Genomic DNA, 25592 nt, shown 5'->3' with positions numbered 1-25592 from the left:
CGTGGCCGGAAAGGTGGGAAACACGTCATTGCGGCCATCGCCGGGGCCGCGAACAATCGGTGCCATGCCGCAGCGATCCGTACTCCTCACCGTCTTCGACGGCCTCCAGAGCCTCGACGTCACCGGCCCGGTGGAAGTCTTCGCCGGTGCGGAGCGGCACACCCCGGGCTCGTACCGGATCCGTACGGCTTCGCCGGACGGCGGCCCCGTGCGCACCTCCAGCGGGCTGACCCTCGTACCGGACGGCTCCCTGACCGACGCGGCGGATCCCCACACCCTGCTGGTCCCCGGCGGCGCGGGCACCCGCGACCCGGATCCTCGGCTGGTGGAGTGGCTGCGCGTGCACGGCCCCCGGGCCACGCGCCTGGTCTCCGTCTGCACGGGCGCCGTCCCGCTGGCCCGGGCCGGGCTGCTGGACGGCCGGCGTGTCACGACCCACTGGGCGTACTGCGACAAGCTCGCCCGGGACCACCCCGCCGTCCACGTCGACCCCGATCCGATCTTCGTGCGGGACGGGAACGTGGCCACCTCGGCCGGGGTGACCGCGGGCATCGACCTCGCCCTCGCGCTGGTGGAGGAGGACCTGGGCCGGGAGGCGGCGCTGACCGTCGCCCGCCACCTCGTGGTGTTCCTGCGCAGGCCGGGCAACCAGGCCCAGTTCAGTGCCCAGCTGGCCGTCCAGACGGCTCGGCGGGACCCCCTCCGGGACATCCAGCAGTGGATCACCGAGCACCCGGAGGCCGACCTCGGCGTCGAGGCGCTGGCCGCCCGCGCGGCCCTCTCCCCGCGGCACTTCGCCCGTGCCTTCCGGGCGGAGACCGGCATGACACCCGGCCGGTACGTCGACCGGGTCCGGCTGGAACACGCGCGCCGCCTGCTGGAGGACACCTCCGACGGCATCGAGCGGGTCGCCCGGGCCAGCGGCCACGGCACGCCGGAGGCCATGCGCCGCGCCTTCCTCCGCGCCCTCGGCACCTCCCCGGCCGAGTACCGCCGCCGCTTCCGCCCCACCCCCGTGACCTGACCAGGGCCGGCCCTCCCCGGCCGCCGCCGGCCGCCCTGATCCGAGGCCGCCCCCGAGAGAAGGAGACAGCGTGCAGATCGCCGTCGTCCTCTACGACCGCTTCACCGCCCTCGACGCCGTCGGTCCCTACGAGACCCTCGGCCGGCTCCCGGACTCCGAGACCGTGTTCGTCGCCGAGCGGACCGGACCCGTCCGCACCGACACCGGGAACCTCGCGCTCACCGCCGACCGTGCCCTGGCCGACGTACCGCGTCCGGACATCGTGATCGTGCCCGGCGGCCCCGGCCAGGCGTCGCAGATGGACAACCGCGTCCTGCTGGACTGGCTGCGCACGGCCGATGCCACCAGCGCCTGGACCACGTCCGTGTGCACGGGCTCGCTGCTGCTGGCCGCCGCGGGGCTGCTGCGGGGGCGCCGTGCCACCTCGCACTGGCTGGCCCTGGACCAGCTGCGCGGCTTCGGGGCCGAGCCGACGGGGGAGCGGGTGGTCGTGGACGGCAGGTACGTCACCGCGGCAGGCGTGTCGTCCGGCATCGACATGGGCCTCACGCTGCTCGGCACCATCGCCGGTGACGAACACGCCCAGGCGGTGCAGCTGCTGACGGAGTACGACCCGCAGCCGCCCTACGACGCCGGGTCGCCGGAGAAGGCGCCCGCCCACCTCGTCGCGGAGTTCCGCTCCGCGAGCCGTTTCATCCTGACGTAGCCACGTTCCAGGTGAAGCGCGGCTGCCTGCGCTCCAGGAACGCGGCGACCCCCTCCGCGGTGTCGCCGCTGCCCTGTGCCTGCCCGGCCCAGTGGGCGTCCCGGTCCGTGCGGCCGTCCGCGAACTCCTTGGCGGCGGCCTGGGTGAGCTGCGAGCGGGACACCAGAACCCGGGTCAACCCGGCGATCCGCCCGTCCAGTTCGCCGTCCGGCAGCACCTCGTCCACGAGGCCGGTCCGCAGGGCCCGTCCGGCGCCGATCAACTCGGCCGTGAACAGCAGGTACTTGGCCGTGGCCGGACCGACCAGGGACACCAGCCGGCGCGTGGAGGAGGCCGGATAGACGATGCCGAGCCTCGCCGGTGTCACCCCGAACAGCGCGCCCTCCTCCGCCAGCCGCAGGTCACAGGCCACCGCGAGCTGCGCACCGCCGCCCACACAGTGCCCGCGCACCGCGGCGACGGTCGGCTTCGGGAACGCTGCCAGAGCCTCCTCGGCCGCCACCGCGAGGCCCTGCGCCCGCTCCGGTGCCCCTCGCAGCGAGGAGATGTCGGCGCCCGCGCAGAAGGTGCCGCCCTCGCCGGTCAGCACCAGCGCCCGCACGCCCGGGTCGCGGCCCAGGGCGTCCAGCAGCGGCGGCAGGTCCCGCCACATCCGCGCCGTCATGGCGTTGCGCTTGGCGGGATGGCGGATCACCACGGTGGCGACGGAGTCGGTGACCTGGTGGGACAGCTGGGGCTCCATGCGGCGGATCGTAACCGAAGGCGCCGTATCGTCGGACTAGTTCGCGAACCGGCGCCCGGGCGACAGAAACGGTCCCGTCCTCGACCCCGGCACACGCACTCGGTCAGAATCCGTTCGATACCCGCTGACTTGCGTTCAGGCAGCCGGATCGGAGCGGATCGTTACCAACACTCGACGCGTGGTGACAATCGAGTGCGAGGGTGGCGACCTGACGATGGACGACCACGGGCGCGGGGACGGCCGGCGCCCAGCGGGGGGCGGCGACCGGCCGCCCGATCCACTGCCGTACGAAGGCGTCTGGCGGTTCACCGCGGCCGCGGTGGACGCCTCGGTCCCGCAGGCCCGGCACGCGGTACGGGACCTGCTGCTGCGCCAGGGGGTGCCGGTCCCCGACGACCTGGTGCACGGGCTGCTGCTGATCGTCTCCGAGCTGGTCACCAACGCGGTCCGGCACGCGGCGCTGCTGTCGCCGGTGCTGGCCGTCGAGGTCGCCGTCGGGGCCGAGTGGGTGCGGGTGTCCGTCGAGGACAACCACCCCTACCGGCCGACCGCCCTGGAGGCCGACCACGCCCGGACCGGCGGCCGGGGCCTGCTGCTGGTCCGTGAGGTGGCCCGGGAGGCGGGCGGGGTGGTCGACGTCGAGCACACCGCGAGCGGCGGCAAGGTGATCTGGGCCGCCCTGCCGCTCAAGCCCGACTTCTCCTGAGGCCCCTACCAGCCCGCGGACGGGCCCGTCAGCTCCCTGATCGCCGGACGGGCCGCGTCCAGCACGGTCATGAACCAGGCCGAGAACGGCTCCCGGGCGTGCCGCTTGGCCAGCTCGGCCGCCGTCACGAAGGCCGTCGAGGCGACCTCCTGCGGATCCGGCCCGAGCGCGGCCTGCACCAGGCCGACGAACAGGTGGTTGTACTCCTGCTCCACGAGGCCCGAGGCGGGGTCCGGGTGGTTGTACCGGACCGTGCCGGCCTCCGCGAGCAGCGACGGCGACACACCGAGCTCCTCGTACGTGCGCCGGGAGGCCGCCGCGAACGGCGCCTCGCCGGGGTACGGATGGCCGCAGCAGGTGTTGGACCACACACCGGGGGAGTGGTACTTGCCGAGCGCCCGCTGCTGCAACAGCAGCCGGCCCCGCTCGTCGAAGAGGAACACCGAGAACGCCCGGTGCAGTTGTCCCGGCGGCTGATGGGCGGCGAGCTTCTCCGCCGTACCGGTCGTCACACCCTTCTCGTCGACCAGTTCCAGCAGAATCGCCTCTTCGGTGCCCTCCGACGAGCTGTGCGTCGCGGTGGCAGGTGTGATCGGCATACCCATCCTTCGCCTCGGTCTTCGCACCCCAAGTCTGCCGTACGAATCCGGCACTCCCGGCACTTCCCGGCGCGGGAGCCGTCCGCGCGCGGTGCGGCACGCGACGCCGGATCCGGTGGATCATCGTGCCCGCCGCCCGCCTCCGGGAACCACCCGTGGGCCTCGAACGACTGTACGGACGGTCAGTGGCACAGCCGTGCTTCGTGCTCCGCGTGCCCGCCCGGCTCCAGCTGGAAGGTGCAGTGCTCCACGTCGAAGTGGTCGCCCAGGCACCCCTGGAGTTCGTGCAGCATCTTCTCGTTGCCGATGGCGTTCAGCACCTCCGAGCTGACCACCACGTGCGCCGACAGCACCGGCATGCCCGAGGTGATCGTCCACGCGTGCAGGTCGTGGACGTCCTCGACGCCGTCCAGCGCCAGGATGTGCGCCCGGACCTCCGCCATGTCGACGTCCTTCGGTGCCGCCTCCAGCAGGACGTCCAGCGTCTCGCGCAGCAGCCTGACGGTCCGCGGCACGATCATCAGCCCGATCACCAGCGAGGCGACCGGGTCGGCGGGCTGCCACCCGGTGGTGAGGATCACGGCCGCCGAGATCAGCACCGCCACCGAGCCGAGGGCGTCCGCGGCCACCTCCAGGAAGGCGCCGCGCACGTTCAGGCTCTCCTTCTGCCCGCGCATCAGCAGCACCAGCGAGACGGAGTTCGCGACCAGGCCGACCAGACCGAACACGATCATCAACCCGGCCCGGGTGTCCGCGGGTTCGACGAACCGCTGCACCGCCTCGTACACGACGTATCCGCCGACCCCGAGCAGCAGCAGGCAGTTGGCCAGCGCGGCGAGGATCTCCGCGCGGGCCAGGCCGAAGGTGCGGTTGGTGCTCGGCGGGCGGCCCGCGAAGTGGACGGCGAGCAGTGCCATGCCGAGGCCCACGGCGTCGGTCGCCATGTGCGCCGCGTCCGCGATCAGCGCGAGCGAGTCCGCGAGCAGGCCGCCGGCGATCTCCACCAGCATGACCGTGAGCGTGATGCCCAGCGCGATCCGCAGCCGGCCCCGGTACGCGGCCGTGGCCGTACCCGTGGCCGGCACGTGGGAGTGCCCGTGCCCGTGGTCGTGCCCTGCCCCCATGACTACCGCCTTCCGAGTGCCTGCCGGGAGGCCAGTCAACTACGGGGCGGGGGTATCGGGCAACGCGGCACTGAACACCGTTGTCATGTGCCCTGACCTGCGCAAACGTTCCGCAGGTCAGAGCGCTGCGGCCCCGTCACCCGCGTGCCGTGCCGGTTCACCCCCCGTGGTGCAGCCGCCAGCCCCGCCAGGCCGACTCGGTCATCTCCCGCACCCCGCGCCGGGCCCGCCAGCCCAGCGTCTCGGCGGCCCGCTCCGCCGAGGCCACGGCGCGGGGCGCGTCACCGGGGCGGCGCCCCTCCACCACGGGCGCCCTGCGGTCCCCGGTGACCTCCCCGACGACCGTGATCAGCTCGCGCACCGAGACGCCCTCGCCCCTGCCGATGTTCAGCGTCAGGTCACCGGTGACGTCGCCTTCGGCGAGCCGCCGCGCCGCCGCCAGATGGGCCTCCGCGAGATCGGCGACATGGATGTAGTCCCGCACGCAGGTGCCGTCCGGCGTCGGGTAGTCGTCGCCGAAGATCCGCGGTGCCTCGTCCCGGGAGAGCCGGTCGAAGACCATCGGCACGATGTTGAACACCCCCGTGTCCGCGAGTTCCGGCGCCGCCGCACCCGCCACGTTGAAGTAGCGCAGGCACACCGTGGAGATGCCGTGCGCCCGTCCCGCCGCCCGCACCAGCCACTCACCGGCCAGCTTGGTCTCGCCGTACGGGTTGACCGGGGCGCACGGGGTGTCCTCGGTGATCAGGTCCACGTCCGGGTTGCCGTACACCGCCGCCGACGAGGAGAACACCAGCCGGCCGACGCCCGCCTCGGCGACCGCGTCCAGCAGCGTGGCCAGAGAGCCCACGTTCTCCCGGTAGTAGCGGGTGGGCTGCGCCACCGACTCCGCGACCTGCTTGCGCGCCGCGAGGTGGACGACGCCCGTCACGCCGTACTCGGTGAGGACCCGCCTCAGCAGCGCCCCGTCCAGCGTCGAGCCCCGGACGAGCGGGACCTCGGCCGGGAGCCGCGCGGGCACGGCGGCCGACAGGTCGTCCAGCGCCACGACGCTCTCCCCGGCGCCCGCCATGGCCCGTGCCACGTGCGCCCCGATGTATCCGGCTCCGCCGGTGATCAGCCACGTCATGGTCGCCCACCCTATGCCGGGCCGGCCGGTGTCCCGGATGCCCGGGTCTGCGCCCGCGGGTTTGTGGGCCGGGGCCCGGATCCCCGATGATGATCGCGGCGAAGGCCGGGGCAGCCCAGGTGGGCCGGGCCGTGAACGGCCGGTGAACACGGGCTCCGGCCCATCCGATAGCCTCTGCCGACATGCCGCCCGGGTGCCGCAGGCAGGGCGCCCCACCACGCAGAAGACCGGCGCCCGCGCGTCGGCACCCAGGGAGTGAGTTCGGTTGTCGACCGCCATCGTCACCGGTCAGCCGGTGCCCGGATCGTCACTCGAGAACGATCTGCGCTCCCTCGGCTTCGACGTGCGCGCGGCCCCCGACGCCGCCGGGGCGGAGGCCCTGCTGGCCGCCGTGCCCGCCGACCGGCGCGTGGCCCTGGTCGACTCCCGTTTCGTCGGCCACCCGCACGCCCTGCGCCTGGGCCTGACCGACCCGCGCTTCCCGCTCGCCGCCGTCCCCGGAGCCGTCACCGCCCAGCCGGCCGCCCGGCAGGCGCTGACCCGGGCCGTGGCCCGTGAGACCTCCGCGGGCCCCGGCACGGCCGGCGAGGCGGCGCTCGCACCGGGCGGCGCCCCCGCCCTCGCTCCGGACAGCCTCGCCGACCACGTGGTCACCGCCCTCGACGCCGAGGGCAGCGCCGTGCACCGGCCCGAGCTGGGCCGCCTGGTCGCCACCGTGCCCGCCGACCCGCAGGCCCGCAACGAGGCCCGGCAGGCCGTCGCCGCCGTGGACGACGAGGCCGTACGCCTGAAGTCGGCCGTGAAGGCCCGCGACGGCTTCTTCACCACGTTCTTCATCAGCCCCTACTCGCGCTACCTCGCCCGCTGGTGCGCCCGCCGCGGCCTGACCCCCAACCAGGTCACCACCGCCTCGCTGCTCACGGCGCTCATCGCGGCCGGCTGCGCGGCCACCGGCACCCGCGGCGGGTTCGTCGCGGCCGGCGTGCTGCTCATCGCGTCCTTCGTGCTCGACTGCACCGACGGCCAGCTCGCCCGCTACGCGCTCAAGTACTCCACGCTCGGCGCCTGGCTCGACGCCACCTTCGACCGGGCCAAGGAGTACGCCTACTACGCCGGCCTCGCGCTGGGCGCGGCCCGCGGCGGCGACGACGTGTGGGCCCTCGCCCTCGGCGCGATGATCCTCCAGACCTGCCGGCACGTGGTCGACTTCTCCTTCAACGAGGCCAACCACGACGCCACCGCCAACACCAGCCCCACCGCCGCCCTCTCCGACAAGCTCGACAGTGTCGGCTGGACGGTCTGGCTGCGCCGCATGATCGTGCTGCCCATCGGCGAGCGCTGGGCGATGATCGCCGTCCTCACGGCCGTGACGACGCCGCGGATCACGTTCTACGTCCTGCTCGCCGGCTGCGCCTTCGCGGCCACCTACACCACGGCCGGCCGCGTGCTGCGCTCGGTGACCCGGCGGGCCCGGCGCACCGACCGGGCGGCGCGGGCGCTCGCCGACCTCACCGACTCAGGCCCGCTCGCCGAGACGGTCGGGCGCGTGGCCGGACGGGGCCTGCCCGGTCTCGCCGTGCCCGCCGCCGCCCTGCTCGGCGGTGCCGCGGTCGTCGCCTGCTCGGCGCTGACCGGCTTCGGCGGGGTCCTGCCGGTCGCCGGCGCCCTCGTGTACGTCCTCACCTCCGCCCTCGCCGTCGCCCGCCCCCTCAAGGGCGCCCTCGACTGGCTGGTGCCGCCCGTCTTCCGGGCCGCCGAGTACGGCACCGTGCTCGCCCTGGCCGGCAAAGCGGGGGTGAACGGGGCGCTTCCCGCGGCTTTCGGCCTGGTGGCCGCCGTCGCCTACCATCACTACGACACGGTGTACCGCATCCGCGGCGACGCCGGAGCGCCCCCGGCCTGGCTGGTGCGTGCCGTCGGGGGGCAGGAGGGGCGGACGCTGCTCGTCACCGTCCTGGCCGCGGTGCTCACCGCCACGCAGTTCAAGGCCGCGCTCACGGTCCTCGCCGTGGCCGTCGCCCTGCTGGTGCTCGTCGAGAGCATCCGCTTCTGGGTGTCCGCCCACAAGGGCGGCGCGCCCGCCGTACACGATGAAGGAGAACCCGCATGATCGGCCTCGTGCTGGCGGCCGGCGCCGGACGGCGTCTGCGCCCCTACACCGACAGCCTTCCCAAGGCTCTGGTGCCGGTGGGCCCCGCGGGCATAGAGGGCGAACCGACGGTCCTGGACCTGACCCTCGGCAACTTCGCCGAGATCGGCCTGACCGAGGTCGCGGTCATCGTCGGCTACCGCAAGGAGGCCGTGTACGAGCGCAAGGCGGCCCTGGAGCGGAAGTACGGTCTGAAGCTCACGCTCATCGACAACGACAAGGCCGAGGAGTGGAACAACGCCTACTCCCTGTGGTGCGGCCGCGACGCTCTGAAGGACGGCGTCATCCTCGCCAACGGCGACACCGTGCACCCGGTCTCCGTCGAGAAGACGCTGCTCGCCGCCCGCGGCGAGGGCAGGCGGATCATCCTCGCGCTGGACACCGTCAAGTCCCTCGCCGACGAGGAGATGAAGGTTGTCGTCGACCCCGCCAAGGGCGTCCGGAAGATCACCAAGCTGATGGACCCGGCCGAGGCGACCGGCGAGTACATCGGCGTCACCCTGATCGAGGGCGACGCCGCCCCCGAGCTGGCGGACGCGCTGAAGACGGTCTGGGAGACCGACCCGCAGCAGTTCTACGAGCACGGGTACCAGGAGCTGGTGAACCGCGGCTTCAGGATCGACGTCGCGCCGATCGGCGAGGTTCCGTGGGTGGAGATCGACAACCACGACGACCTCGCCCGGGGACGGGAGATCGCGTGCCAGTACTGACCCGGCTCATTCCCTCGCCGGTCGTCGTGGACATCCGCCCGGGTGCCCTCGACGATCTGGCCTGTGTCCTCGCCGACGAGCGCATCTCGCAGTCGGGCCGGCTCGCCATCGCCGTCAGCGGTGGATCGGGCGCCCGGCTGCGCGACCGGATCGCCCCCTCGCTGCCCGGCGCCACCTGGTACGAGGTCGGCGGCGGCACCATCGACGACGCGGTCCGGCTGGCGGGCGACATAAAGGCCGGCCACTACGACGCGGTCGTCGGCCTGGGCGGCGGCAAGATCATCGACTGCGCCAAGTTCGCGGCGGCCCGCGTCGGCCTGCCGCTGGTCGCCGTCGCCACCAACCTCGCGCACGACGGCCTGTGCTCGCCGGTCGCCACCCTCGACAACGACGCGGGCCGCGGCTCGTACGGTGTGCCGAACCCGATCGCGGTCGTCATCGACCTGAACGTGATCCGTGAGGCGCCCGTCCGGTTCGTGCGCTCCGGCATCGGCGACGCCATCTCCAACATCTCCGCGGTCGCGGACTGGGAGCTGGCGCACCGCGTCAAGGGCGAGAAGATCGACGGTCTGGCCGCCGCCATGGCCCGTCAGGCCGGCGAGGCGGTGCTCAGGCACCCGGGCGGGGTCGGCGACGACGGCTTCCTCCAGGTACTGGCCGAGGCGCTGGTCCTCACCGGCATCGCCATGTCGGTGTCGGGCGACTCCCGCCCGTCCTCCGGCGCCTGCCACGAGATCAACCACGCCTTCGACCTGCTCTACCCCAAGCGGGCGGCCGCCCACGGCGAGCAGTGCGGCCTCGGTGCCGCCTTCGCGATGTACCTGCGCGGCGCGCACGAGGAGTCGGCGTACATGGCCGGGGTGCTGCGCCGGCACGGGCTCCCGGTGCTGCCGGAGGAGATCGGCTTCACGGTGGACGAGTTCGTCCGCGTCGTGGAGTTCGCCCCGGAGACCAGGCCCGGCCGCTACACGATCATCGAACACCTCGACCTCAAGACGAATCAGATCAAGGACATCTACGCCGACTATGTCAAGGCCATCGGTAGCTGAACTCCGTCCGGTCGTCCACCCCGCGGGGGTGAAGGACCGGCGCAGCGGTGAGCACTGGGCGGGACGCCTCTACATGCGTGAGGTGTCCCTGCGCGTCGACCGCTACCTGGTGAACACCAGGGTCACGCCCAACCAGCTCACGTACCTGATGACCGTCTGCGGCGTGCTCGCGGCCCCGGCCCTGCTGGTGCCGGGGATCGCGGGCGCCGTCCTCGGGATCGTCGCCACCCAGCTGTACCTCCTGCTGGACTGCGTGGACGGCGAGATCGCCCGCTGGAAGAAGCAGTACTCGCTCGGCGGGGTCTACCTGGACCGCGTGGGCGCCTACCTCACCGACGCGGCCGTGCTGGTCGGCCTCGGCCTGCGCGCCGCCGACCTGTGGGGCAGCGGGCGGATCGACTGGCTGTGGGCCTTCCTCGGCACCCTCGCCGCGCTCGGCGCCATCCTGATCAAGGCCGAGACCGACCTGGTCGGCGTCGCCCGCCACCAGGCCGGGATGCCGCCGGTGCAGGACGCGGCGGGTGTCGCCGAGCCGCGTTCCGCGGGCATGGCGCTGGCCCGCCGCGCCGCCTCGGCGCTGAGGTTCCACCGGCTCATCCTCGGCATCGAGGCCTCGCTGCTCATCCTGGTCCTCGCGATCGTGGACCAGGCCCGCGGGGACCTGTTCTTCACCCGGCTCGGCACCGCCGTCCTCGCCGGCATCGCCCTGCTCCAGACGCTGCTGCACCTGGTGTCCGTCCTCGCCTCCAGCAGGCTGCGGTGAGTGGCGTGAAGGTCGGCGCCGTCATCATCACCATGGGCAACCGGCCCGAGGAGCTGCGCGCCCTGCTCGACTCCGTCGCCAAGCAGGACGGCGACCCCGTCGAGGTCGTCGTCGTCGGCAACGGCTCGCCGGTCCCGGACGTGCCGGCCGGCGTACGCACCATCGAGCTGCCCGAGAACCTGGGCATCCCCGGCGGACGCAACGTCGGCATCGAGGCCTTCGGTCCCAGCGGCCGCGACGCCGACATCCTGCTCTTCCTCGACGACGACGGCCTGCTCGCCCGGCAGGACACCGCCGAGCTGTGCCGGGAGGCCTTCGCCGCCGACCCGGAGCTCGGCATCATCAGCTTCCGCATCGCCGACCCCGGCACCGGCGAGACCCAGCGCCGGCACGTGCCCCGGCTGCGCGCCGCCGACCCGATGCGCTCCTCCCGGGTCACCACCTTCCTCGGCGGCGCCAACGCCGTACGCACCCGCGTCTTCGCCGAGGTCGGCGGGCTGCCGGACGAGTTCTTCTACGCCCACGAGGAGACCGACCTGGCCTGGCGGGCCCTCGACGCGGGCTGGATGATCGACTACCGGTCCGACATGGTGCTGTACCACCCGACGACCGCGCCCTCGCGGCACGCGGTCTACCACCGCATGGTCGCCCGCAACCGGGTCTGGCTGGCCCGCCGCAACCTGCCCGCCCTCCTGGTCCCCGTCTACCTCGGGGTCTGGCTGCTGCTCACCCTCCTGCGCCGCCCCTCGCGGCCGGCCCTGACGGCCTGGTTCGGCGGGTTCCGGGAAGGCTGGACCACACCGTGCGGTCCGCGCCGCCCGATGCGCTGGCGTACGGTGTGGCGCCTCACCCGACTGGGCCGTCCCCCGGTCATCTGACAAGCTCGTCCGTGAGGGCTGCGTGCGTCCGCGGACGCACGCACCGGACGACGAACGCGAACCCGAAGACGAGAGTTTCCCCCTGTGAGTGAGACCACGCACGACGGCACGGTCGCGGTGACCGCGGCCCCGTCGCCCGACGAGGGACTGCCGGCGGACCGGCTGGCCGCCAAGTACGGGCTGACCGTGAGCGGCGCCCGGCCCTCGCTCGTGGAGTACGTCCGTCAGCTGTGGGGGCGCCGCCACTTCATCCTCGCCTTCTCCCAGGCGAAGCTGACGGCCCAGTACAGCCAGGCCAAGCTCGGCCAGCTGTGGCAGGTGGCCACGCCGCTGCTGAACGCGGCCGTGTACTTCTTCATCTTCGGCCTGATCCTGCACGCCAGCCGCGGCATGTCCCGGGACGTCTACATCCCGTTCCTGGTCACCGGCGTATTCGTGTTCACCTTCACGCAGAGCTCGGTGATGTCCGGCGTCCGCGCGATCTCCGGGAACCTCGGCCTGGTGCGGGCCCTGCACTTCCCGCGCGCCTCGCTGCCGGTCTCCTTCTCGCTCCAGCAGCTCCAGCAGCTGCTGTTCTCGATGATCGTGCTGTTCGTCGTGGCGATCGGCTTCGGCAGCTACCCGAGCGTGTCCTGGCTGCTGATCGTGCCCGTGCTGGTGTTCCAGTTCCTGTTCAACACCGGACTGGCGATGATCGTGGCCCGTATGGGCGCCAAGACGCCGGACCTCGCGCAGCTCATGCCGTTCCTGCTGCGCACCTGGATGTACACCTCCGGCGTCATGTTCTCGATCAACAAGATGCTGGAGGGGCGCCCCGAGTGGATCGTCCGGCTGCTCCAGGTCAACCCGGCCGCGATCTACATGGACCTGATGCGGTTCGCGCTGATCGACGGCTACGGTGCCTCGAACCTGCCGCCGCACGCGTGGGCCATCGCCCTGTTCTGGGCCGTGGCGGTCTTCGCCGGCGGCTTCGTGTACTTCTGGAAGGCGGAGGAGCGGTACGGCCGTGGCTGAACACGACAACGGCGAGCGTCGTCCGACGGTCATCGCCGACGAGCTGCACATCGTCTACCGCGTCAACGGCGCCAGGACCGGCAAGGGCAGCGCGACGGCGGCCCTGAGCCGCATCCTGAGGCGCGGCTCCGACGACGCGGCGCGAGGAGTGCGCAAGGTGCACGCGGTGCGCGGGGTGTCCTTCGTCGCCTACCGGGGCGAGGCGATCGGCCTGATCGGCTCCAACGGCTCCGGCAAGTCCACCCTGCTGCGTGCCATCGCCGGTCTGCTGCCCGCCGAGAGGGGCAAGGTCTACACCGACGGCCAGCCCTCCCTGCTCGGGGTCAACGCGGCCCTGATGAACGACCTCACCGGCGAGCGCAACGTCATCCTCGGCGGCCTCGCCATGGGCATGTCCCGGGAGCAGGTCAAGGAGCGCTACCAGGACATCGTCGACTTCTCCGGGATCAACGAGAAGGGCGACTTCATCACCCTGCCGATGCGCACGTACTCCTCCGGCATGGCCGCCCGGCTGCGGTTCTCCATCGCCGCCGCCAAGGACCACGACGTGCTCATGATCGACGAGGCGCTGGCCACCGGTGACCGCAAGTTCCAGAAGCGCTCCGAGGAGCGCATCCGGGAACTGCGCAAGGAGGCCGGAACGGTGTTCCTGGTCAGTCACAACAACAAGTCGATCCGTGACACCTGCAACCGTGTGCTGTGGCTGGAGCGCGGTGAGCTGCGCATGGACGGGCCCACCGAGGAGGTCCTGAAGGAGTACGAGAAGTTCACGGGCAAGTGACCCGCTTCGGCCAGGGCCCCGCCGGTATGCGTCCGGGGGGCCCTGCGCCGCAAAAGAAAGGCCAACTCCCGCCGGTGGCAGGAATCTTGGAGTCAATCGGTGTGTTGTTGTGATGCGCAGGACACCCCGGCGGTCCGTGCTGCGTCGTACAACGTAAGCTGTACCGGCGCCCGAACCCGGCAAGTGGGGCGATAACGCGCGACACCCCCCGTCAGGGCGCCGCGCGCGCGGCCGGGCGGCGTGTCCGAAATAGTGTGTATCAGGTCGGCAGTGTAGAACGGGAGATGTGACGGCAATGGCTACGGAGACTCCCCTGCTCGACGCAGCATGTGCCGTCCCCGCCCCGGGCAGCGTGCGATGACGGCCACCGACCCGGCGCCGGACCTGGCACGCGCCACCCTGGACAAGGCCGCGAGCGAGAATTTCCCCGTGGCCCCCTTCTTCCTGCCCCGGGCGTGGCGCGACGACCTCATGGCCGTCTACGGTTTCGCCCGTCTGGTGGACGACATCGGCGACGGCGACCTCGCCCCCGGCGGTGGCGACGCCCGTCTGCTCGGCGTGTCACCGGACGCGGCCGAGGACCGGCTGGTCCTCCTCGACGCCTTCGAGGCCGACCTGCGCCGCGTCTTCGACGGCACCCCGCGCCATCCGCTGCTGCGCCGCCTGACGCCCACCGTCCGCCGCCACGCCCTCACGCCCGAGCCGTTCCTCGCACTGATCGCCGCCAACCGCCAGGACCAGCTCGTCACCCGCTACGAGACCTACGACGACCTCCTCGCCTACTGCGAGCTGTCCGCCAACCCCGTCGGCCGCCTGGTTCTCGCCGTCACCGGCACCTCGACCCCCGAGCGCATCCGGCTCTCCGACGCGGTCTGCACCGCCCTCCAGGTCGTGGAGCACCTCCAGGACGTCGCCGAGGACCTCGGCCGCGACCGGATCTACCTGCCCGCGCAGGACATGAAGCGCTTCCACGTCCGGGAATCGGACCTCGCCGCGAAAACCGCGGGCGCATCGGTGCGCGCCCTGGTGGCGTACGAGGCACAACGCGCCCGCGATCTGCTGAATGAAGGCGCCCCCCTGGTGGGTAGCGTCCACGGCAGGCTCAAACTGCTGCTCGCAGGGTTCGTGGCGGGGGGGAGGGCGGCGATCCGGGCGATCACCGCCGCCGAATTCGACGTACTTCCCGGCCCGCCCAAGCCCGGCACGCTGCAGTTGCTGCGTGAGGCGGGCGTGATCCTGCGAGGAGAGGGGTGATCCGGACCGTGGATTCTCCGCCGCACGTGTCCGCACCGGTACTCGCCGCCTACAGCTACTGCGAGGCCGTCACCGGGCAGCAGGCCCGGAACTTCGCCTACGGCATCCGGCTGCTGCCGACGGCCAAGCGCCGCGCCATGTCGGCGCTGTACGCGTTCTCCCGGCGCGTGGACGACATCGGCGACGGCGACCTGGCCGACGACGTCAAACTGGCCCGCCTGGAGGACACCCGGACGCTGCTCGCCCGGGTCAGGGACGGCAAGGTCGAGGAGGACGACACCGACCCGGTGGCCGTCGCCCTCACCCACGCGGCCCAGGCCTTCCCGATCCCGCTCGGCGGCCTGGACGAGCTGATCGACGGCGTCCAGATGGACGCGCGCGGCCAGGCCTACGAGACCTGGGACGACCTGAAGGCCTACTGCCGGTGTGTCGCCGGTGCCATCGGCCGCCTCTCGCTCGGCGTGTTCGGCACCGAACCGGGGGCGCGGGGCGCCGAGCGCGCACCCGAGTACGCCGACACCCTCGGTCTCGCGCTCCAGCTCACCAACATCCTCAGGGACGTCCGCGAGGACGCCGGGGACGGCCGTACCTATCTGCCCGCCGACGACCTCGCCAAGTTCGGCTGCTCGGCCGGGTTCCACGGACCGACACCACCGGACGGCTCCGACTTCGCGGGCCTCGTCCACTTCGAAGTGCGCCGCGCCCGCGCCCTGTTCGCCGAGGGCTACCGGCTGCTGCCCATGCTCGACCGGCGCAGCGGCGCCTGTGTGGCCGCGATGGCCGGTATCTACCGCAGGCTGCTGGACCGCATCGAGCGCGACCCGGAGGCCGTCCTGCGCGGCCGGGTCTCGCTGCCCGGACACGAGAAGGCCTACGTCGCCGTGCGCGGCCTGTCCGGGCTCGACACCCGGCACGTGACCCGCCCCGTCTCCCGGCGCTCCCTCAGGAGGCGCGCCTGATGGACCTCCCGGGACCGGACGGCGCAGGGCGGGCAACCCTGCGCCGCGGCGTGGCGTCCCTCACTGCGACGGCCGGGCGTGCAGCGTTCGACCAGCACGCCCGCCCCGCACGGAAGGACGCGCGATGAGTGACGGCCCACGCCCCGCACCGGCGCACGCCGCCACCCCGCAGCCGGCGGGCCGCAGCGCCGTCGTGGTCGGCGGCGGACTCGCCGGCGTCACCGCGGCGCTCGCCCTCGCCGACGCCGGTGTCCGCGTCACCCTGCTCGAAGGCAGGCCCCGGCTGGGCGGCCTCGCCTTCTCCTTCCGGCGCGGCGAGCTGACCGTCGACAACGGCCAGCACGTGTACCTGCGCTGCTGCACCGCCTACCGCTGGTTCCTCGACCGGATCGGGGGCGCGGCGCTGGCACCGCTCCAGGACCGCCTGGACGTGCCCGTCGTCGATGTCACCAAGCCCGCGGGCAGGCGGCTCGGCAGGCTGCGGCGCGACCCGCTGCCCGTGCCCCTCCACCTGGGGCGCAGCCTGGCCGCCTATCCGCACCTCTCGCTCGCCGAGCGCGCGGCCGTCGGGCGCGCCGCGCTCGCGCTGAAGGGACTGGACCTCGCCGATCCGGCCCTGGACGGACAGGACTTCGGCAGCTGGCTGGCCGCGCACGGCCAGTCGCCGCGCGCCATCGAGGCCCTGTGGGACCTGGTCGGGGTCGCCACCCTCAACGCGGTCGCCGGCGACGCCTCGCTGGGACTGGCCGCGATGGTGTTCAAGACCGGACTGCTGTCCGACCCGGGCGCGGCCGACATCGGCTGGGCCCGCGTCCCGCTGGGCGAACTGCACGACCGGCTGGCCCGCAGGGCGCTCGACTCCGCGGGCGTGCGTACCGAGGTCCGTACACGCGTCACCTCCCTCTCTCTCCACGCGAACGGCTCCTGGAGCGTTCAGGTCCCCGGCGAGACGCTGGAGGCCGACGCCGTCGTCCTCGCCGTACCCCAGCGGGAGGCCCACGAACTGCTGCCGTCCGGTTCCCTCGACGCGCCGCGGCGGCTGCTGGAGATCGGCACCGCGCCGATCCTCAACGTCCACGTCGTCTACGACCGCCGGGTCCTGGCGAAACCCTTCTTCGCCGCGCTCGGCACCCCGGTGCAGTGGGTCTTCGACCGCACCGACGCCTCGGGACTGCGCACCGGCCAGTACCTCGCCCTGTCCCAGTCGGCCGCGCAGGACGAGATCGACACCCCGGTCGCCGAACTCCGTGAGCGCTACCTGCCCGAGCTGGCCCGGCTGATCCCGGCCGCGCGCACGGCCGTCGTGGAGGACTTCTTCGTGACCCGTGAGCGCGCGGCCACGTTCGCCCCCGCCCCCGGCGTCGGGCGGCTGCGGCCCGGCGCCCGCACCAAGGCCCCCGGCCTGTACCTGGCCGGAGCGTGGACCGCCACCGGGTGGCCCGCGACCATGGAGAGTGCGGTCCGAAGTGGAGTGAGCGCGGCCGACGCCGCGCTCGGCGCCCTGGGCCGGCCCCGCCCCCGCCGCCTCTTCGGATTCGAGGAGGCGGCCTGATGCCCGATCAGCAGGCGGCAGGCCCCCGCACCCCCGGTACCGCGACAAGAGGAGAGACTGTGCCCACTGTGCCCCCGGCCTCGACGCCCGCTCCACGGGCCGCGGTGGACGTGACCGCGCTGCTGGAGCGCGGCCGGACCCTGGCCACACCGGTTCTGCGTGCGGCCGTCGACCGCCTGGCGCCTCCCATGGACACCGTCGCCGCCTACCACTTCGGCTGGATCGACGCCGCCGGCAACCCCGCTGACGGTGACGGCGGCAAGGCCGTCCGTCCCGCGCTCGCCGTTCTCTCCGCCGAGGTCACCGGCGCCGCACCCGAGGCGGGCATCCCGGGCGCGGTAGCCGTCGAACTCGTGCACAACTTCTCCCTGCTGCACGACGACCTGATGGACGGCGACGAGCAGCGCCGGCACCGGGACACCGTCTGGAAGGTGCACGGCCCCGCCCAGGCCATCCTGGTCGGCGACGCCCTGTTCGCCCTCGCCAACGAGGTCCTGCTGGAACTCGGCACCGTCGAGGCCGGCCGCGCCACCCGCCGGCTGACCACGGCCACCCGCGCTCTGATCGACGGCCAGGCCCAGGACATCTCCTACGAGCACCGCGACCGCGTCAGCGTCGAGGAGTGCCTGGAGATGGAGGGCAACAAGACCGGCGCGCTGCTCGCCTGCGCCTCCTCCATCGGCGCGGTCCTCGGCGGCGCCGACGACGCCACCGCCGACGCGCTGGAGCGCTACGGATACCACCTCGGCCTCGCCTTCCAGGCCGTCGACGACCTCCTGGGCATCTGGGGCGACCCGGAGGCCACCGGCAAGCAGACGTGGAGCGACCTGCGCCAGCGCAAGAAGTCGCTGCCGGTGGTGGCCGCGCTCGCGGCCGGCGGCCCCGCCTCGGAGCAGCTGGGTGAGATCCTCGCCGCCGACGCCAAGGGCAGCGACTTCGCGAACTTCTCCGAGGAGGAGTTCGCGGCCCGGGCGGCCCTCATCGAGGAGGCCGGCGGCCGCGAATGGACGGCGCGGGAGGCACGCCGTCAGCACACCATCGCCGTCGAGGCCCTCGACGCCGTCGACATGCCCGGCCGGGTGCGGGACTCCTTCACGGCCCTCGCCGACTTCGTCGTCGTACGGAAGAGATGACCGTCATCGGCTCGACGGGCCTCGCGTAGTCGCCGGCCGGTGACGAGTGTCCGCACACCGGCCGACGGCGTTCCCACAGCAGCACGACTTCGCACGACTGCACGAAGGGGAAGCCATGACAGCGACGACCGACGGAAGCACCGGGGCGACCTTGCCGTCCCGCGCTGCCGCGGCCAGCGACACCACCTTCACCATCCCCGAGACGGCCGGGGTACACGAAGCCGCCGCACGCGCCGCGCAGCGCGCCACCGACTTCCTGCTGGCCCGGCAGGACGCCGAGGGCTGGTGGAAGGGCGACCTGGAGACGAACGTCACCATGGACGCCGAGGACCTGCTGCTGCGTCAGTTCCTGGACATCCTGGACGAGCACACCACGCAGGCCGCCGCCAGGTTCATCCGCGGCGAGCAGCGGGACGACGGCACCTGGGCCACCTTCTACGGCGGGCCCGGTGACCTGTCCGCCACCGTCGAGGCCTACGTCGCCCTCCGGCTGGCCGGTGACGCGCCCGACGCCCCCCACATGGCGAAGGCGTCGGCCTGGGTCCGCGAGCGCGGCGGCATCGCCGCCGCCCGCGTGTTCACCCGGATCTGGCTCGCCCTGTTCGGCTGGTGGAGATGGGAGGACCTTCCCGAACTCCCGCCGGAACTGATCTGGTTCCCCACCTGGATGCCGCTCAACATCTACGACTTCGGCTGCTGGGCCCGGCAGACCATCGTGCCGCTCACCATCGTCTCGGCCAAACGCCCGGTCCGTCCGGCGCCCTTCCCGCTGGACGAGCTGCACACCGACCCCGCCCAGCCCCACCCCCCAAGGCCCCGCGCCCCGCTGGCCAGTTGGGACGGAGCCTTCCAGCGGCTGGACAAGGCGCTGCACCGGCTGCGCAGGGTCGCCCCGCGCCGGGTGCGCAAGGCGGCGATGGACTCGGCGGCCCGCTGGATCATCCAACGCCAGGAGAACGACGGCTGCTGGGGCGGCATCCAGCCCCCGGCCGTGTACTCCATCATCGCGCTGTACCTGCTCGGTTACGACCTCCAGCATCCCGTGATGCGTGAGGGCCTGGCCTCCCTGGACCGGTTCGCGGTCTGGCGTGAGGACGGCGCCCGGATGATCGAGGCCTGCCAGTCCCCGGTGTGGGACACCTGCCTGGCCACCATCGCCCTCGTCGACGCGGGACTCCCGGTCGACCATCCCCAACTGGTCAAGGCGGCCGACTGGATGCTCGGCGAGGAGATCGTCCGGCCCGGCGACTGGGCCGTCAAGCGCCCGCATCTCCCGCCGGGCGGCTGGGCGTTCGAGTTCCACAACGACAACTACCCGGACATCGACGACACCGCCGAGGTCGCGCTCGCGCTGCGCCGGGTCCGCCACCACGACCCCGAGCGCGTGGACCGGGCCATCGGCCGGGCCGTCCGCTGGAACCTGGGCATGCAGTCGAGGAACGGCGCCTGGGGCGCGTTCGACGCCGACAACACCAGCCCGTTCCCCAACCGGCTGCCGTTCTGCGACTTCGGGGAGGTCATCGACCCGCCGTCCGCGGACGTCACCGCGCACGTCGTGGAAATGCTCGCCGCCGAGGGCCTGGCCCACGATCCGCGCACCCGGCGCGGCATCGCCTGGCTGCTCGCCGAACAGGAGCCCGACGGCTCCTGGTTCGGCCGCTGGGGCGTCAACTACCTCTACGGCACCGGGTCGGTGGTGCCCGCGCTCACCGCGGCCGGACTGCCCGGCTCGCACCCGGCGATCCGGCGGGCCGTGGTCTGGCTGGAGAGCGTCCAGAACGACGACGGCGGCTGGGGCGAGGACCTGCGCTCCTACAAGTACGTCAAGGAGTGGAGCGGCCGGGGTGCCTCCACCGCCTCCCAGACCGGGTGGGCGCTGATGGCCCTGCTCGCGGCGGGCGAACGGGACTCCAAGGCCGTGGAGCGCGGCATCCGGTGGCTGGCCACCACCCAGCGGCCGGACGGCACCTGGGACGAGCCGTACTTCACCGGCACCGGCTTCCCCTGGGACTTCTCCATCAACTACCACCTCTACCGGCAGGTGTTCCCGCTCACCGCGCTCGGCCGGTACCTGCACGGGGACCCCTTCGAGCGGCGGCCGCTCGCCCGGGCCGGGAGACCGCTCACCGAGGCCAAGGGGGCCTGAGTGAGACCCGCGCCCGTCGCCGCCCCGCTGCTGATCGCCTGCGCGCTCGGCATCGAGCACCTCGCCCTGCGCACCGGCGACAGGAGCGGGGCGGACGGGCCGGTCACCCTCGTCCGCACGGGCATGGGCCCCCGCGCGGCGGAACGCTCCGTCACCCGGTACCTCGGTGACCCCGCACTGGCCGGCGCGGCCGTCCTGGCCACCGGCTTCTGCGCCGGACTCGCCCCCGGCATGCACCCCGGCGACCTCGTCGTCGCCGAGGAGACCCGGGATCCGCGCGGGACCGTCCCGTGCGCGGGCACCGCGGCGCTGGTGGAGGAACTCGTGCGCCGGCTGCCCGGACGCACGGTGCACACCGGTCCGCTCACCGGCTCCGACCACGTGGTCCGGGGTCAGGAGCGGTCCGGCCTGCTCGCGACCGGAGCGATCGCCGTCGACATGGAGTCGGCGGCGACGCTCCTCGCGGCCGTCCGCGCGGGCCCGCGCCCGGCCGCGGCTGTCCGGGTGGTCGTGGACGCTCCCGAACACGAACTCGTCCGGATCGGCACTGTACGCGGGGGAATATCAGCTTTCCGTGTTCTCCGCTCCGTTCTTCCCGCTTTTTTCGAATGGCACCGTTCTTTGTCGCTCCCCCGGAGGTGAGCCAGATGGCCATGCCGTTGCGTCAGTCCATCAAGGTCGCTACATACCTGGCTGAACAGAAGTTGCGCAGGCGGGACAAGTTCCCGCTCATTGTGGAGCTCGAACCGCTCTTCGCCTGCAATCTCAAATGCGAGGGCTGCGGCAAGATCCAGCATCCGGCCGGTGTACTCAAGCAGCGCATGCCGGTGGCGCAGGCCGTGGGCGCGGTGCTGGAGTCCGGCGCGCCGATGGTCTCCATCGCCGGCGGCGAACCGCTGATGCATCCGCAGATCGATGAGATCGTGCGGCAGCTGGTGGCCAAGAGGAAGTACGTCTTCCTGTGCACCAACGCGATGCTGCTGCGCAAGAAGATCGACAATTTCACTCCGTCGCCCTACTTCGCCTTCGCGGTGCACATCGACGGGCTGCGCGAGCGGCACGACGAGTCCGTGGCGAAGGAGGGGGTGTTCGACGAGGCCGTGGAGGCCATCAAGGAGGCCAGGCGGCGCGGCTTCCGGGTGACCACCAACTCCACCTTCTTCAACACCGACACCCCCCAGACGATCATCGAGGTGCTCAACTTCCTCAACGACGACCTCCAGGTCGACGAGATGATGATCTCGCCCGCGTACGCCTATGAGAAGGCACCCGACCAGGAGCACTTCCTCGGCGTCGAGCAGACCCGCGAGCTGTTCAGGAAGGCCTTCGCGGGCGGCAACCGCCGCAAGTGGCGGCTGAACCACTCCCCGCTCTTCCTGGACTTCCTGGAGGGCAAGGTCGACTTCCCGTGCACCGCGTGGGCGATCCCCAACTACTCGCTCTTCGGCTGGCAGCGCCCCTGCTACCTGATGAGCGACGGGTACGTGCCGACGTACCGCGAGCTGATCGAGAAGACCGACTGGGACAAGTACGGCCGCGGCAAGGACCCGCGCTGCGCCAACTGCATGGCGCACTGCGGGTACGAGCCCACGGCCGTCCTCGCCACCATGGGCTCCCTGAAGGAGTCGCTGCGGGCGATGCGCGAGACCGTCTCCGGGAACCGCGACTGACGCGACGGCCGCCGCCCCCCCCGTCGGGCCGGCGGCGGCCGGGTGCGGTGGGGCGCGACGAGCGGGTCGAGGCAAGGCACGGACCGAGAGGGGGCCGAGCGTGACCATTCTGGAGAGCATCCGGGGACCACGCGACCTGAAAGCGCTGTCCGAGGCGAAACTCGGTGGACTCGCCGAGGAGATACGCGAGTTCCTGGTTCAGGCGGTGTCGCGAACCGGCGGCCACCTCGGGCCCAATCTGGGCGTGGTGGAACTGTCCGTCGCGCTCCACCGGGTCTTCGACTCGCCGGTCGACCGCATCCTGTGGGACACCGGCCACCAGAGTTACGTCCACAAACTGCTCACCGGGCGCCGGGACTTCTCGAAACTGCGCGGCAAGGGCGGCCTGTCCGGCTATCCCTCGCGTGCGGAGTCCGAGCACGACATCATCGAGAACAGTCACGCCTCCACCGCCCTCGGCTGGGCCGACGGCCTCGCCAAGGCCCGCCGGGTGCGCGGGGAGGAGGGCCATGTGGTCGCGGTCGTCGGGGACGGCGCGCTGACCGGCGGCATGGCCTGGGAGGCGCTCAACAACATCGCCGCCGCCAGGGACCGGCCCCTGATCATCGTCGTCAACGACAACGAGCGGTCCTACGCCCCCACCATCGGCGGCCTCGCCGGCCACCTGGCCGCCCTGCGCACCACCGACGGCTACGAGAAGGTCCTCGCCCGGGGCAAGGACCTTCTCCGGCGCACCCCCGTCGTCGGCACCACGCTCTACGAGTTGCTGCACGGCGCGAAGAAGGGCTTCAAGGACGCCTTCGCCCCGCAGGGCATGTTCGAGGACCTGGGCCTGAAGTACGTCGGCCCGGTCGACGGCCACGACATCGGCGCCGTCGAGTCCGCGCTGCGCCGGGCGAAACGCTTCCACGGGCCCGTCCTGGTCCACTGCCTCACCGAGAAGGGCCGCGGCTACGCACCCGCCCTCGCCCACGAGGAGGACCACTTCCACAGCGTCGGCGTGATGGACCCGCTGACGTGCGCACCGCTCGTGCCCTCCCGGGGGCCGTCCTGGACCTCGGTGTTCGGCGACGAGATCGTGCGGATCGGGGAGGAGCGGGAGGACGTCGTCGCGATCACGGCGGCCATGCTGCACCCGGTGGGCCTCGGCGGGTTCGCCGAACGCTTCCCGGACCGGGTGTGGGACGTGGGCATCGCCGAGCAGCACGCGGTCGTCTCCGCGGCGGGGCTGGCGACCGGCGGTCTGCACCCGGTGGTCGCCGTCTACGCCACCTTCCTCAACCGCGCCTTCGACCAGCTGCTGTTGGACGTCGCCCTGCACCGCTGCGGGGTCACCTTCGTCCTGGACCGGGCCGGCGTCACCGGTGTGGACGGCGCCTCCCACAACGGGATGTGGGACATGTCCGTCCTCCAGGTCGTCCCGGGGCTGCGGATCGCCGCCCCGCGCGACACCGACCAGCTGCGCGCGCAGCTGCGCGAGGCGGTCGCCGTGGACGACGCCCCGACTCTGGTCCGCTTCCCGAAGGAGACCGCCGGTCCGCCCGTCCCCGCCCTCGGCCGGGTCGGCGGCATGGACGTCCTGCACCGCGCCGCACACCCCGACGTGCTCCTCGTCGCCGTCGGCGTGATGGCCCCGGTGTGCCTGCGGGCCGCCGGGCTGCTCGAAGCCCGCGGCCTCGGCTGCACGGTGGTGGACCCCCGGTGGGTCAAGCCCGTCGACCCCGCCCTGCCCGGACTCGCGGCCGGCCACCGGATGGTGGCCGTGGTCGAGGACAACAGCCGTGCGGCGGGCGTCGGTTCGGCCGTGGCCCTGGCCCTCGGCGACGCCGACGTCGACGTGCCCGTACGGCGGTTCGGTGTCCCGGAGCAGTTCCTCGCACACGCCCGACGCGACGAGGTGCTGGCCGACATCGGCCTCACACCCGTCGAGATCGCCGGCCGGATCAGCGCCGGCCTGGCCGTCAAGGATGCCGACGGCACAGCCAAGGAGAGTGAATGACCACCGAGTTCGACCTCGGCGCCCTGCTCGCCCAGCGCGGAGCCGAACGCTACGAGCTGCACGCCAAGCACCTCAACCCGCAGCTCCCGCGCATGCTGCACACCATCGGCTTCGACAGGGTGTACGAGCGGGCGGAGGGCGCCCACTTCTACGACGCCGACGGCAACGACTACCTGGACATGCTCGCCGGGTTCGGGGTGATGGGGCTCGGCCGGCACCACCCGGTCGTCCGCAAGGCGCTGCGCGACGTCCTGGACATGGACCTCGCCGACCTCACCCGCTTCGACTGCCAGCCGCTGCCCGGACTGCTCGCCGAGCGGCTGCTGGCCCACAGCCCGCACCTGGACCGGGTGTTCTTCGGCAACAGCGGCACCGAGGCGGTCGAGACGGCCCTGAAGTTCGCCCGCTACGCCACCGGCAGGCCCCGCGTCCTCTACTGCGACCACGCCTTCCACGGCCTGACCACCGGGTCCCTGTCGGTGAACGGCGAGAGCGGCTTCCGGGACGGTTTCGACCCCTTGCTGCCCGACACATCCGTCCCCCTCGGTGATCTGGACGCGCTCGCCCGGGAGCTGGGCAAGGGCGACGTGGCCGCCCTGATCGTCGAGCCGATCCAGGGCAAGGGCGTGCACCGGACGCCGCCCGGCTATCTGCGCGCCGCTCAGGACCTGCTGCACCGGCACCGGGCGCTGCTCATCGTCGACGAGGTGCAGACCGGGCTCGGCCGCACCGGCGACTTCTACGCCTACCAGCACGAGGACGGCGTCGAACCCGACCTGGTGTGCGTGGCCAAGGCGCTGTCCGGCGGCTATGTCCCGGTCGGGGCCACCCTCGGCAAGGAGTGGATCTTCAGGAAGGTCTACTCCTCCATGGACCGCGTCCTGGTGCACTCGGCGAGCTTCGGTTCCAACGCGCAGGCGATGGCGGCCGGCCTGGCCGTGCTGTCGGTGATGGAGAACGAGCAGATCGTCGCCGGGGTGCGCAGGACGGGTGAGCTGCTGAAGTCCCGGCTGGCCGCGCTCATCGACAGGTACGAGCTGCTCGCCGACGTGCGCGGCCGGGGCCTGATGATCGGCATCGAGTTCGGCCGGCCGTCCTCGCTGGCGCTGCGCAGCCGCTGGACCGTGCTCCAGGCGGCACGCAAGGGACTGTTCGCCCAAATGGTCGTCGTCCCCCTGCTGCAACGGCACCGTATCCTCACCCAGGTCTCCGGCGACCACCTGGAAGTGATCAAGCTCATCCCGCCGCTGATCATCGACGAGACCGACGTGGACCGGTTCATGGATGCCTTCACGGCGGTGATGGACGACGCGCACACCGGCAGCGGCCTGCTGTGGGACTTCGGCAAGACCCTGATCAAACAGGCGGTGGCGAACCGCTGACCACGGATCCGCCGGGGCGATCCCCTCTTCGAGGCGTACGCGTCCGGGCTCGGCCGTCATCAGGCGCGCCGGATTTGCCTCAGAGGCAAGAAAATTGCCGCAGAGGCAAAAATCCGGCTGAAT

24 protein-coding genes are annotated in these 25592 nt (G+C 72.5%); 20 read left to right on the top strand and 4 right to left on the bottom strand.

All coding sequences use genetic code 11. The annotated features are described in order from the left end of the window. The first annotated feature begins 64 nt into the window (after window positions 1-64). Complete coding sequence (locus ACGFT1_RS32795) at window positions 65-1024, top strand: GlxA family transcriptional regulator (protein ID WP_373912622.1); 960 nt, start codon at window positions 65-67, stop codon at window positions 1022-1024. 70 nt (window positions 1025-1094) lie between these two features. Then, window positions 1095-1730, top strand: coding sequence for a DJ-1/PfpI family protein (locus tag ACGFT1_RS32790; RefSeq protein ID WP_373912621.1), 636 nt, complete (start codon window positions 1095-1097; stop codon window positions 1728-1730). Here the strand turns inward: ACGFT1_RS32790 and ACGFT1_RS32785 are convergent. After that, window positions 1717-2472, bottom strand: coding sequence for an enoyl-CoA hydratase/isomerase family protein (locus ACGFT1_RS32785; protein WP_373912620.1), 756 nt, complete (start codon window positions 2470-2472; stop codon window positions 1717-1719). The genes ACGFT1_RS32790 and ACGFT1_RS32785 overlap by 14 nt on opposite strands. Before the next feature lie 214 nt (window positions 2473-2686). Here ACGFT1_RS32785 and ACGFT1_RS32780 point away from each other — a divergent pair, with 214 nt between their 5' ends. Further along, a complete protein-coding gene (locus tag ACGFT1_RS32780; RefSeq protein ID WP_373912652.1) occupies window positions 2687-3178 on the top strand; it encodes an ATP-binding protein in 492 nt (163 codons plus the stop codon). 5 nt (window positions 3179-3183) lie between these two features. On the opposite strand, the gene idi is transcribed toward ACGFT1_RS32780, so the two are convergent. The 3 genes from idi to galE form a co-directional block, all read right to left on the bottom strand. Beyond that, on the bottom strand, window positions 3184-3777 hold the full coding sequence (idi, locus tag ACGFT1_RS32775) for an isopentenyl-diphosphate Delta-isomerase (RefSeq protein WP_373912619.1): 594 nt from the start codon (window positions 3775-3777) through the stop codon (window positions 3184-3186). A gap of 182 nt (window positions 3778-3959) precedes the next feature. Continuing rightward, a complete protein-coding gene (locus tag ACGFT1_RS32770; protein ID WP_373912617.1) occupies window positions 3960-4901 on the bottom strand; it encodes a cation diffusion facilitator family transporter in 942 nt (313 codons plus the stop codon). Between the two features lie 157 nt (window positions 4902-5058). Then, window positions 5059-6030: a UDP-glucose 4-epimerase GalE gene (gene galE / locus ACGFT1_RS32765; RefSeq protein ID WP_373912616.1), complete on the bottom strand. Its 972-nt coding sequence runs from the start codon at window positions 6028-6030 to the stop codon at window positions 5059-5061. A 265-nt stretch (window positions 6031-6295) separates the two neighbouring features. Here galE and ACGFT1_RS32760 point away from each other — a divergent pair, with 265 nt between their 5' ends. The 17 genes from ACGFT1_RS32760 to ACGFT1_RS32680 all read left to right on the top strand — a co-directional run bounded on the left by ACGFT1_RS32760 (window position 6296) and on the right by ACGFT1_RS32680 (window position 25469). Continuing rightward, complete coding sequence (locus ACGFT1_RS32760) at window positions 6296-8140, top strand: DUF5941 domain-containing protein (RefSeq protein WP_373912615.1); 1845 nt, start codon at window positions 6296-6298, stop codon at window positions 8138-8140. After that, window positions 8137-8889 carry a phosphocholine cytidylyltransferase family protein gene (locus tag ACGFT1_RS32755; RefSeq protein WP_356820352.1) on the top strand — a complete coding sequence of 251 codons (753 nt, stop codon included), beginning with the start codon at window positions 8137-8139 and terminating at the stop codon, window positions 8887-8889. Before ACGFT1_RS32760 ends, ACGFT1_RS32755 begins: the two co-directional genes overlap by 4 nt. Beyond that, window positions 8877-9938 (top strand): iron-containing alcohol dehydrogenase family protein, encoded by a 1062-nt coding sequence (locus ACGFT1_RS32750; protein ID WP_373912613.1) that lies wholly within the window; start codon window positions 8877-8879, stop codon window positions 9936-9938. The genes ACGFT1_RS32755 and ACGFT1_RS32750 overlap by 13 nt, the downstream gene beginning before the upstream one ends. Continuing rightward, window positions 9916-10701, top strand: coding sequence for a CDP-alcohol phosphatidyltransferase family protein (locus ACGFT1_RS32745; protein ID WP_373912611.1), 786 nt, complete (start codon window positions 9916-9918; stop codon window positions 10699-10701). Before ACGFT1_RS32750 ends, ACGFT1_RS32745 begins: the two co-directional genes overlap by 23 nt. A 5-nt stretch (window positions 10702-10706) precedes the next feature. Further along, window positions 10707-11579 carry a glycosyltransferase family 2 protein gene (locus tag ACGFT1_RS32740; protein ID WP_373912651.1) on the top strand — a complete coding sequence of 291 codons (873 nt, stop codon included), beginning with the start codon at window positions 10707-10709 and terminating at the stop codon, window positions 11577-11579. An 84-nt stretch (window positions 11580-11663) separates the two neighbouring features. Beyond that, window positions 11664-12593, top strand: coding sequence for an ABC transporter permease (locus ACGFT1_RS32735; RefSeq protein WP_373912609.1), 930 nt, complete (start codon window positions 11664-11666; stop codon window positions 12591-12593). Then, window positions 12586-13374: an ABC transporter ATP-binding protein gene (locus tag ACGFT1_RS32730; RefSeq protein ID WP_373912607.1), complete on the top strand. Its 789-nt coding sequence runs from the start codon at window positions 12586-12588 to the stop codon at window positions 13372-13374. Before ACGFT1_RS32735 ends, ACGFT1_RS32730 begins: the two co-directional genes overlap by 8 nt. A 357-nt stretch (window positions 13375-13731) precedes the next feature. Continuing rightward, entirely contained in the window at window positions 13732-14628 is an 897-nt protein-coding gene (gene hpnC / locus ACGFT1_RS32725) for a squalene synthase HpnC (RefSeq protein WP_373912606.1), read from the top strand. Then, complete coding sequence (gene hpnD, locus ACGFT1_RS32720) at window positions 14625-15587, top strand: presqualene diphosphate synthase HpnD (RefSeq protein WP_373912605.1); 963 nt, start codon at window positions 14625-14627, stop codon at window positions 15585-15587. Before hpnC ends, hpnD begins: the two co-directional genes overlap by 4 nt. Next, a complete protein-coding gene (locus ACGFT1_RS32715; RefSeq protein WP_373912604.1) occupies window positions 15587-15715 on the top strand; it encodes a DUF6380 family protein in 129 nt (42 codons plus the stop codon). Before hpnD ends, ACGFT1_RS32715 begins: the two co-directional genes overlap by 1 nt. After that, the gene (gene hpnE, locus ACGFT1_RS32710) at window positions 15712-17139 is read left to right on the top strand and encodes a hydroxysqualene dehydroxylase HpnE (protein ID WP_373912603.1); all 1428 of its coding nucleotides are present in this window, start codon (window positions 15712-15714) and stop codon (window positions 17137-17139) included. The genes ACGFT1_RS32715 and hpnE overlap by 4 nt, the downstream gene beginning before the upstream one ends. Then, on the top strand, window positions 17139-18272 hold the full coding sequence (locus ACGFT1_RS32705; protein WP_373912602.1) for a polyprenyl synthetase family protein: 1134 nt from the start codon (window positions 17139-17141) through the stop codon (window positions 18270-18272). Before hpnE ends, ACGFT1_RS32705 begins: the two co-directional genes overlap by 1 nt. 115 nt (window positions 18273-18387) lie before the next feature. Beyond that, complete coding sequence (gene shc, locus ACGFT1_RS32700; RefSeq protein ID WP_373912601.1) at window positions 18388-20418, top strand: squalene--hopene cyclase; 2031 nt, start codon at window positions 18388-18390, stop codon at window positions 20416-20418. Beyond that, window positions 20419-21060, top strand: a complete 642-nt coding sequence (locus ACGFT1_RS32695; protein ID WP_373912600.1) for a 1-hydroxy-2-methyl-2-butenyl 4-diphosphate reductase — start codon at window positions 20419-20421, stop codon at window positions 21058-21060. Window positions 21061-21065: 5 nt separating this feature from the next. Continuing rightward, window positions 21066-22088 carry an adenosyl-hopene transferase HpnH gene (gene hpnH / locus ACGFT1_RS32690; protein WP_373912599.1) on the top strand — a complete coding sequence of 341 codons (1023 nt, stop codon included), beginning with the start codon at window positions 21066-21068 and terminating at the stop codon, window positions 22086-22088. A gap of 100 nt (window positions 22089-22188) precedes the next feature. Continuing rightward, window positions 22189-24087, top strand: coding sequence for a 1-deoxy-D-xylulose-5-phosphate synthase (gene dxs, locus ACGFT1_RS32685; protein WP_373912598.1), 1899 nt, complete (start codon window positions 22189-22191; stop codon window positions 24085-24087). Further along, complete coding sequence (locus ACGFT1_RS32680; protein WP_373912597.1) at window positions 24084-25469, top strand: aspartate aminotransferase family protein; 1386 nt, start codon at window positions 24084-24086, stop codon at window positions 25467-25469. Before dxs ends, ACGFT1_RS32680 begins: the two co-directional genes overlap by 4 nt. The last annotated feature ends 123 nt before the right edge of the window (window positions 25470-25592 follow it).

The organism is Streptomyces sp. Y20, from assembly GCF_043195475.1.
In the GTDB taxonomy this organism is placed as follows: Bacteria; Actinomycetota; Actinomycetes; order Streptomycetales; family Streptomycetaceae; genus Streptomyces.
The sequence above is the reverse complement of the archived record's forward strand: the minus strand, read 5'-3'. Positions and strand labels throughout refer to the sequence as shown.

Bases quoted from the DNA above. Each gene is read 5' to 3' on its own strand.
- ACGFT1_RS32795 (WP_373912622.1), top strand. From the start codon at position 65: ATGCCGCAGCGATCCGTACTCCTCACCGTCTTCGACGGCCTCCAGAGC.
- ACGFT1_RS32785 (WP_373912620.1), bottom strand. From the start codon at position 2,472: ATGGAGCCCCAGCTGTCCCACCAGGTCACCGACTCCGTCGCCACCGTG.
- ACGFT1_RS32780 (WP_373912652.1), top strand. From the start codon at position 2,687: ATGGACGACCACGGGCGCGGGGACGGCCGGCGCCCAGCGGGGGGCGGC.
- idi (WP_373912619.1), bottom strand. From the start codon at position 3,777: ATGCCGATCACACCTGCCACCGCGACGCACAGCTCGTCGGAGGGCACC.
- ACGFT1_RS32770 (WP_373912617.1), bottom strand. From the start codon at position 4,901: ATGGGGGCAGGGCACGACCACGGGCACGGGCACTCCCACGTGCCGGCC.
- galE (WP_373912616.1), bottom strand. From the start codon at position 6,030: ATGACGTGGCTGATCACCGGCGGAGCCGGATACATCGGGGCGCACGTG.
- ACGFT1_RS32755 (WP_356820352.1), top strand. From the start codon at position 8,137: ATGATCGGCCTCGTGCTGGCGGCCGGCGCCGGACGGCGTCTGCGCCCC.
- ACGFT1_RS32745 (WP_373912611.1), top strand. From the start codon at position 9,916: ATGTCAAGGCCATCGGTAGCTGAACTCCGTCCGGTCGTCCACCCCGCG.
- hpnC (WP_373912606.1), top strand. From the start codon at position 13,732: ATGACGGCCACCGACCCGGCGCCGGACCTGGCACGCGCCACCCTGGAC.
- ACGFT1_RS32715 (WP_373912604.1), top strand. From the start codon at position 15,587: ATGGACCTCCCGGGACCGGACGGCGCAGGGCGGGCAACCCTGCGCCGC.
- hpnE (WP_373912603.1), top strand. From the start codon at position 15,712: ATGAGTGACGGCCCACGCCCCGCACCGGCGCACGCCGCCACCCCGCAG.
- ACGFT1_RS32705 (WP_373912602.1), top strand. From the start codon at position 17,139: ATGCCCGATCAGCAGGCGGCAGGCCCCCGCACCCCCGGTACCGCGACA.
- shc (WP_373912601.1), top strand. From the start codon at position 18,388: ATGACAGCGACGACCGACGGAAGCACCGGGGCGACCTTGCCGTCCCGC.
- hpnH (WP_373912599.1), top strand. From the start codon at position 21,066: ATGGCCATGCCGTTGCGTCAGTCCATCAAGGTCGCTACATACCTGGCT.
- ACGFT1_RS32680 (WP_373912597.1), top strand. From the start codon at position 24,084: ATGACCACCGAGTTCGACCTCGGCGCCCTGCTCGCCCAGCGCGGAGCC.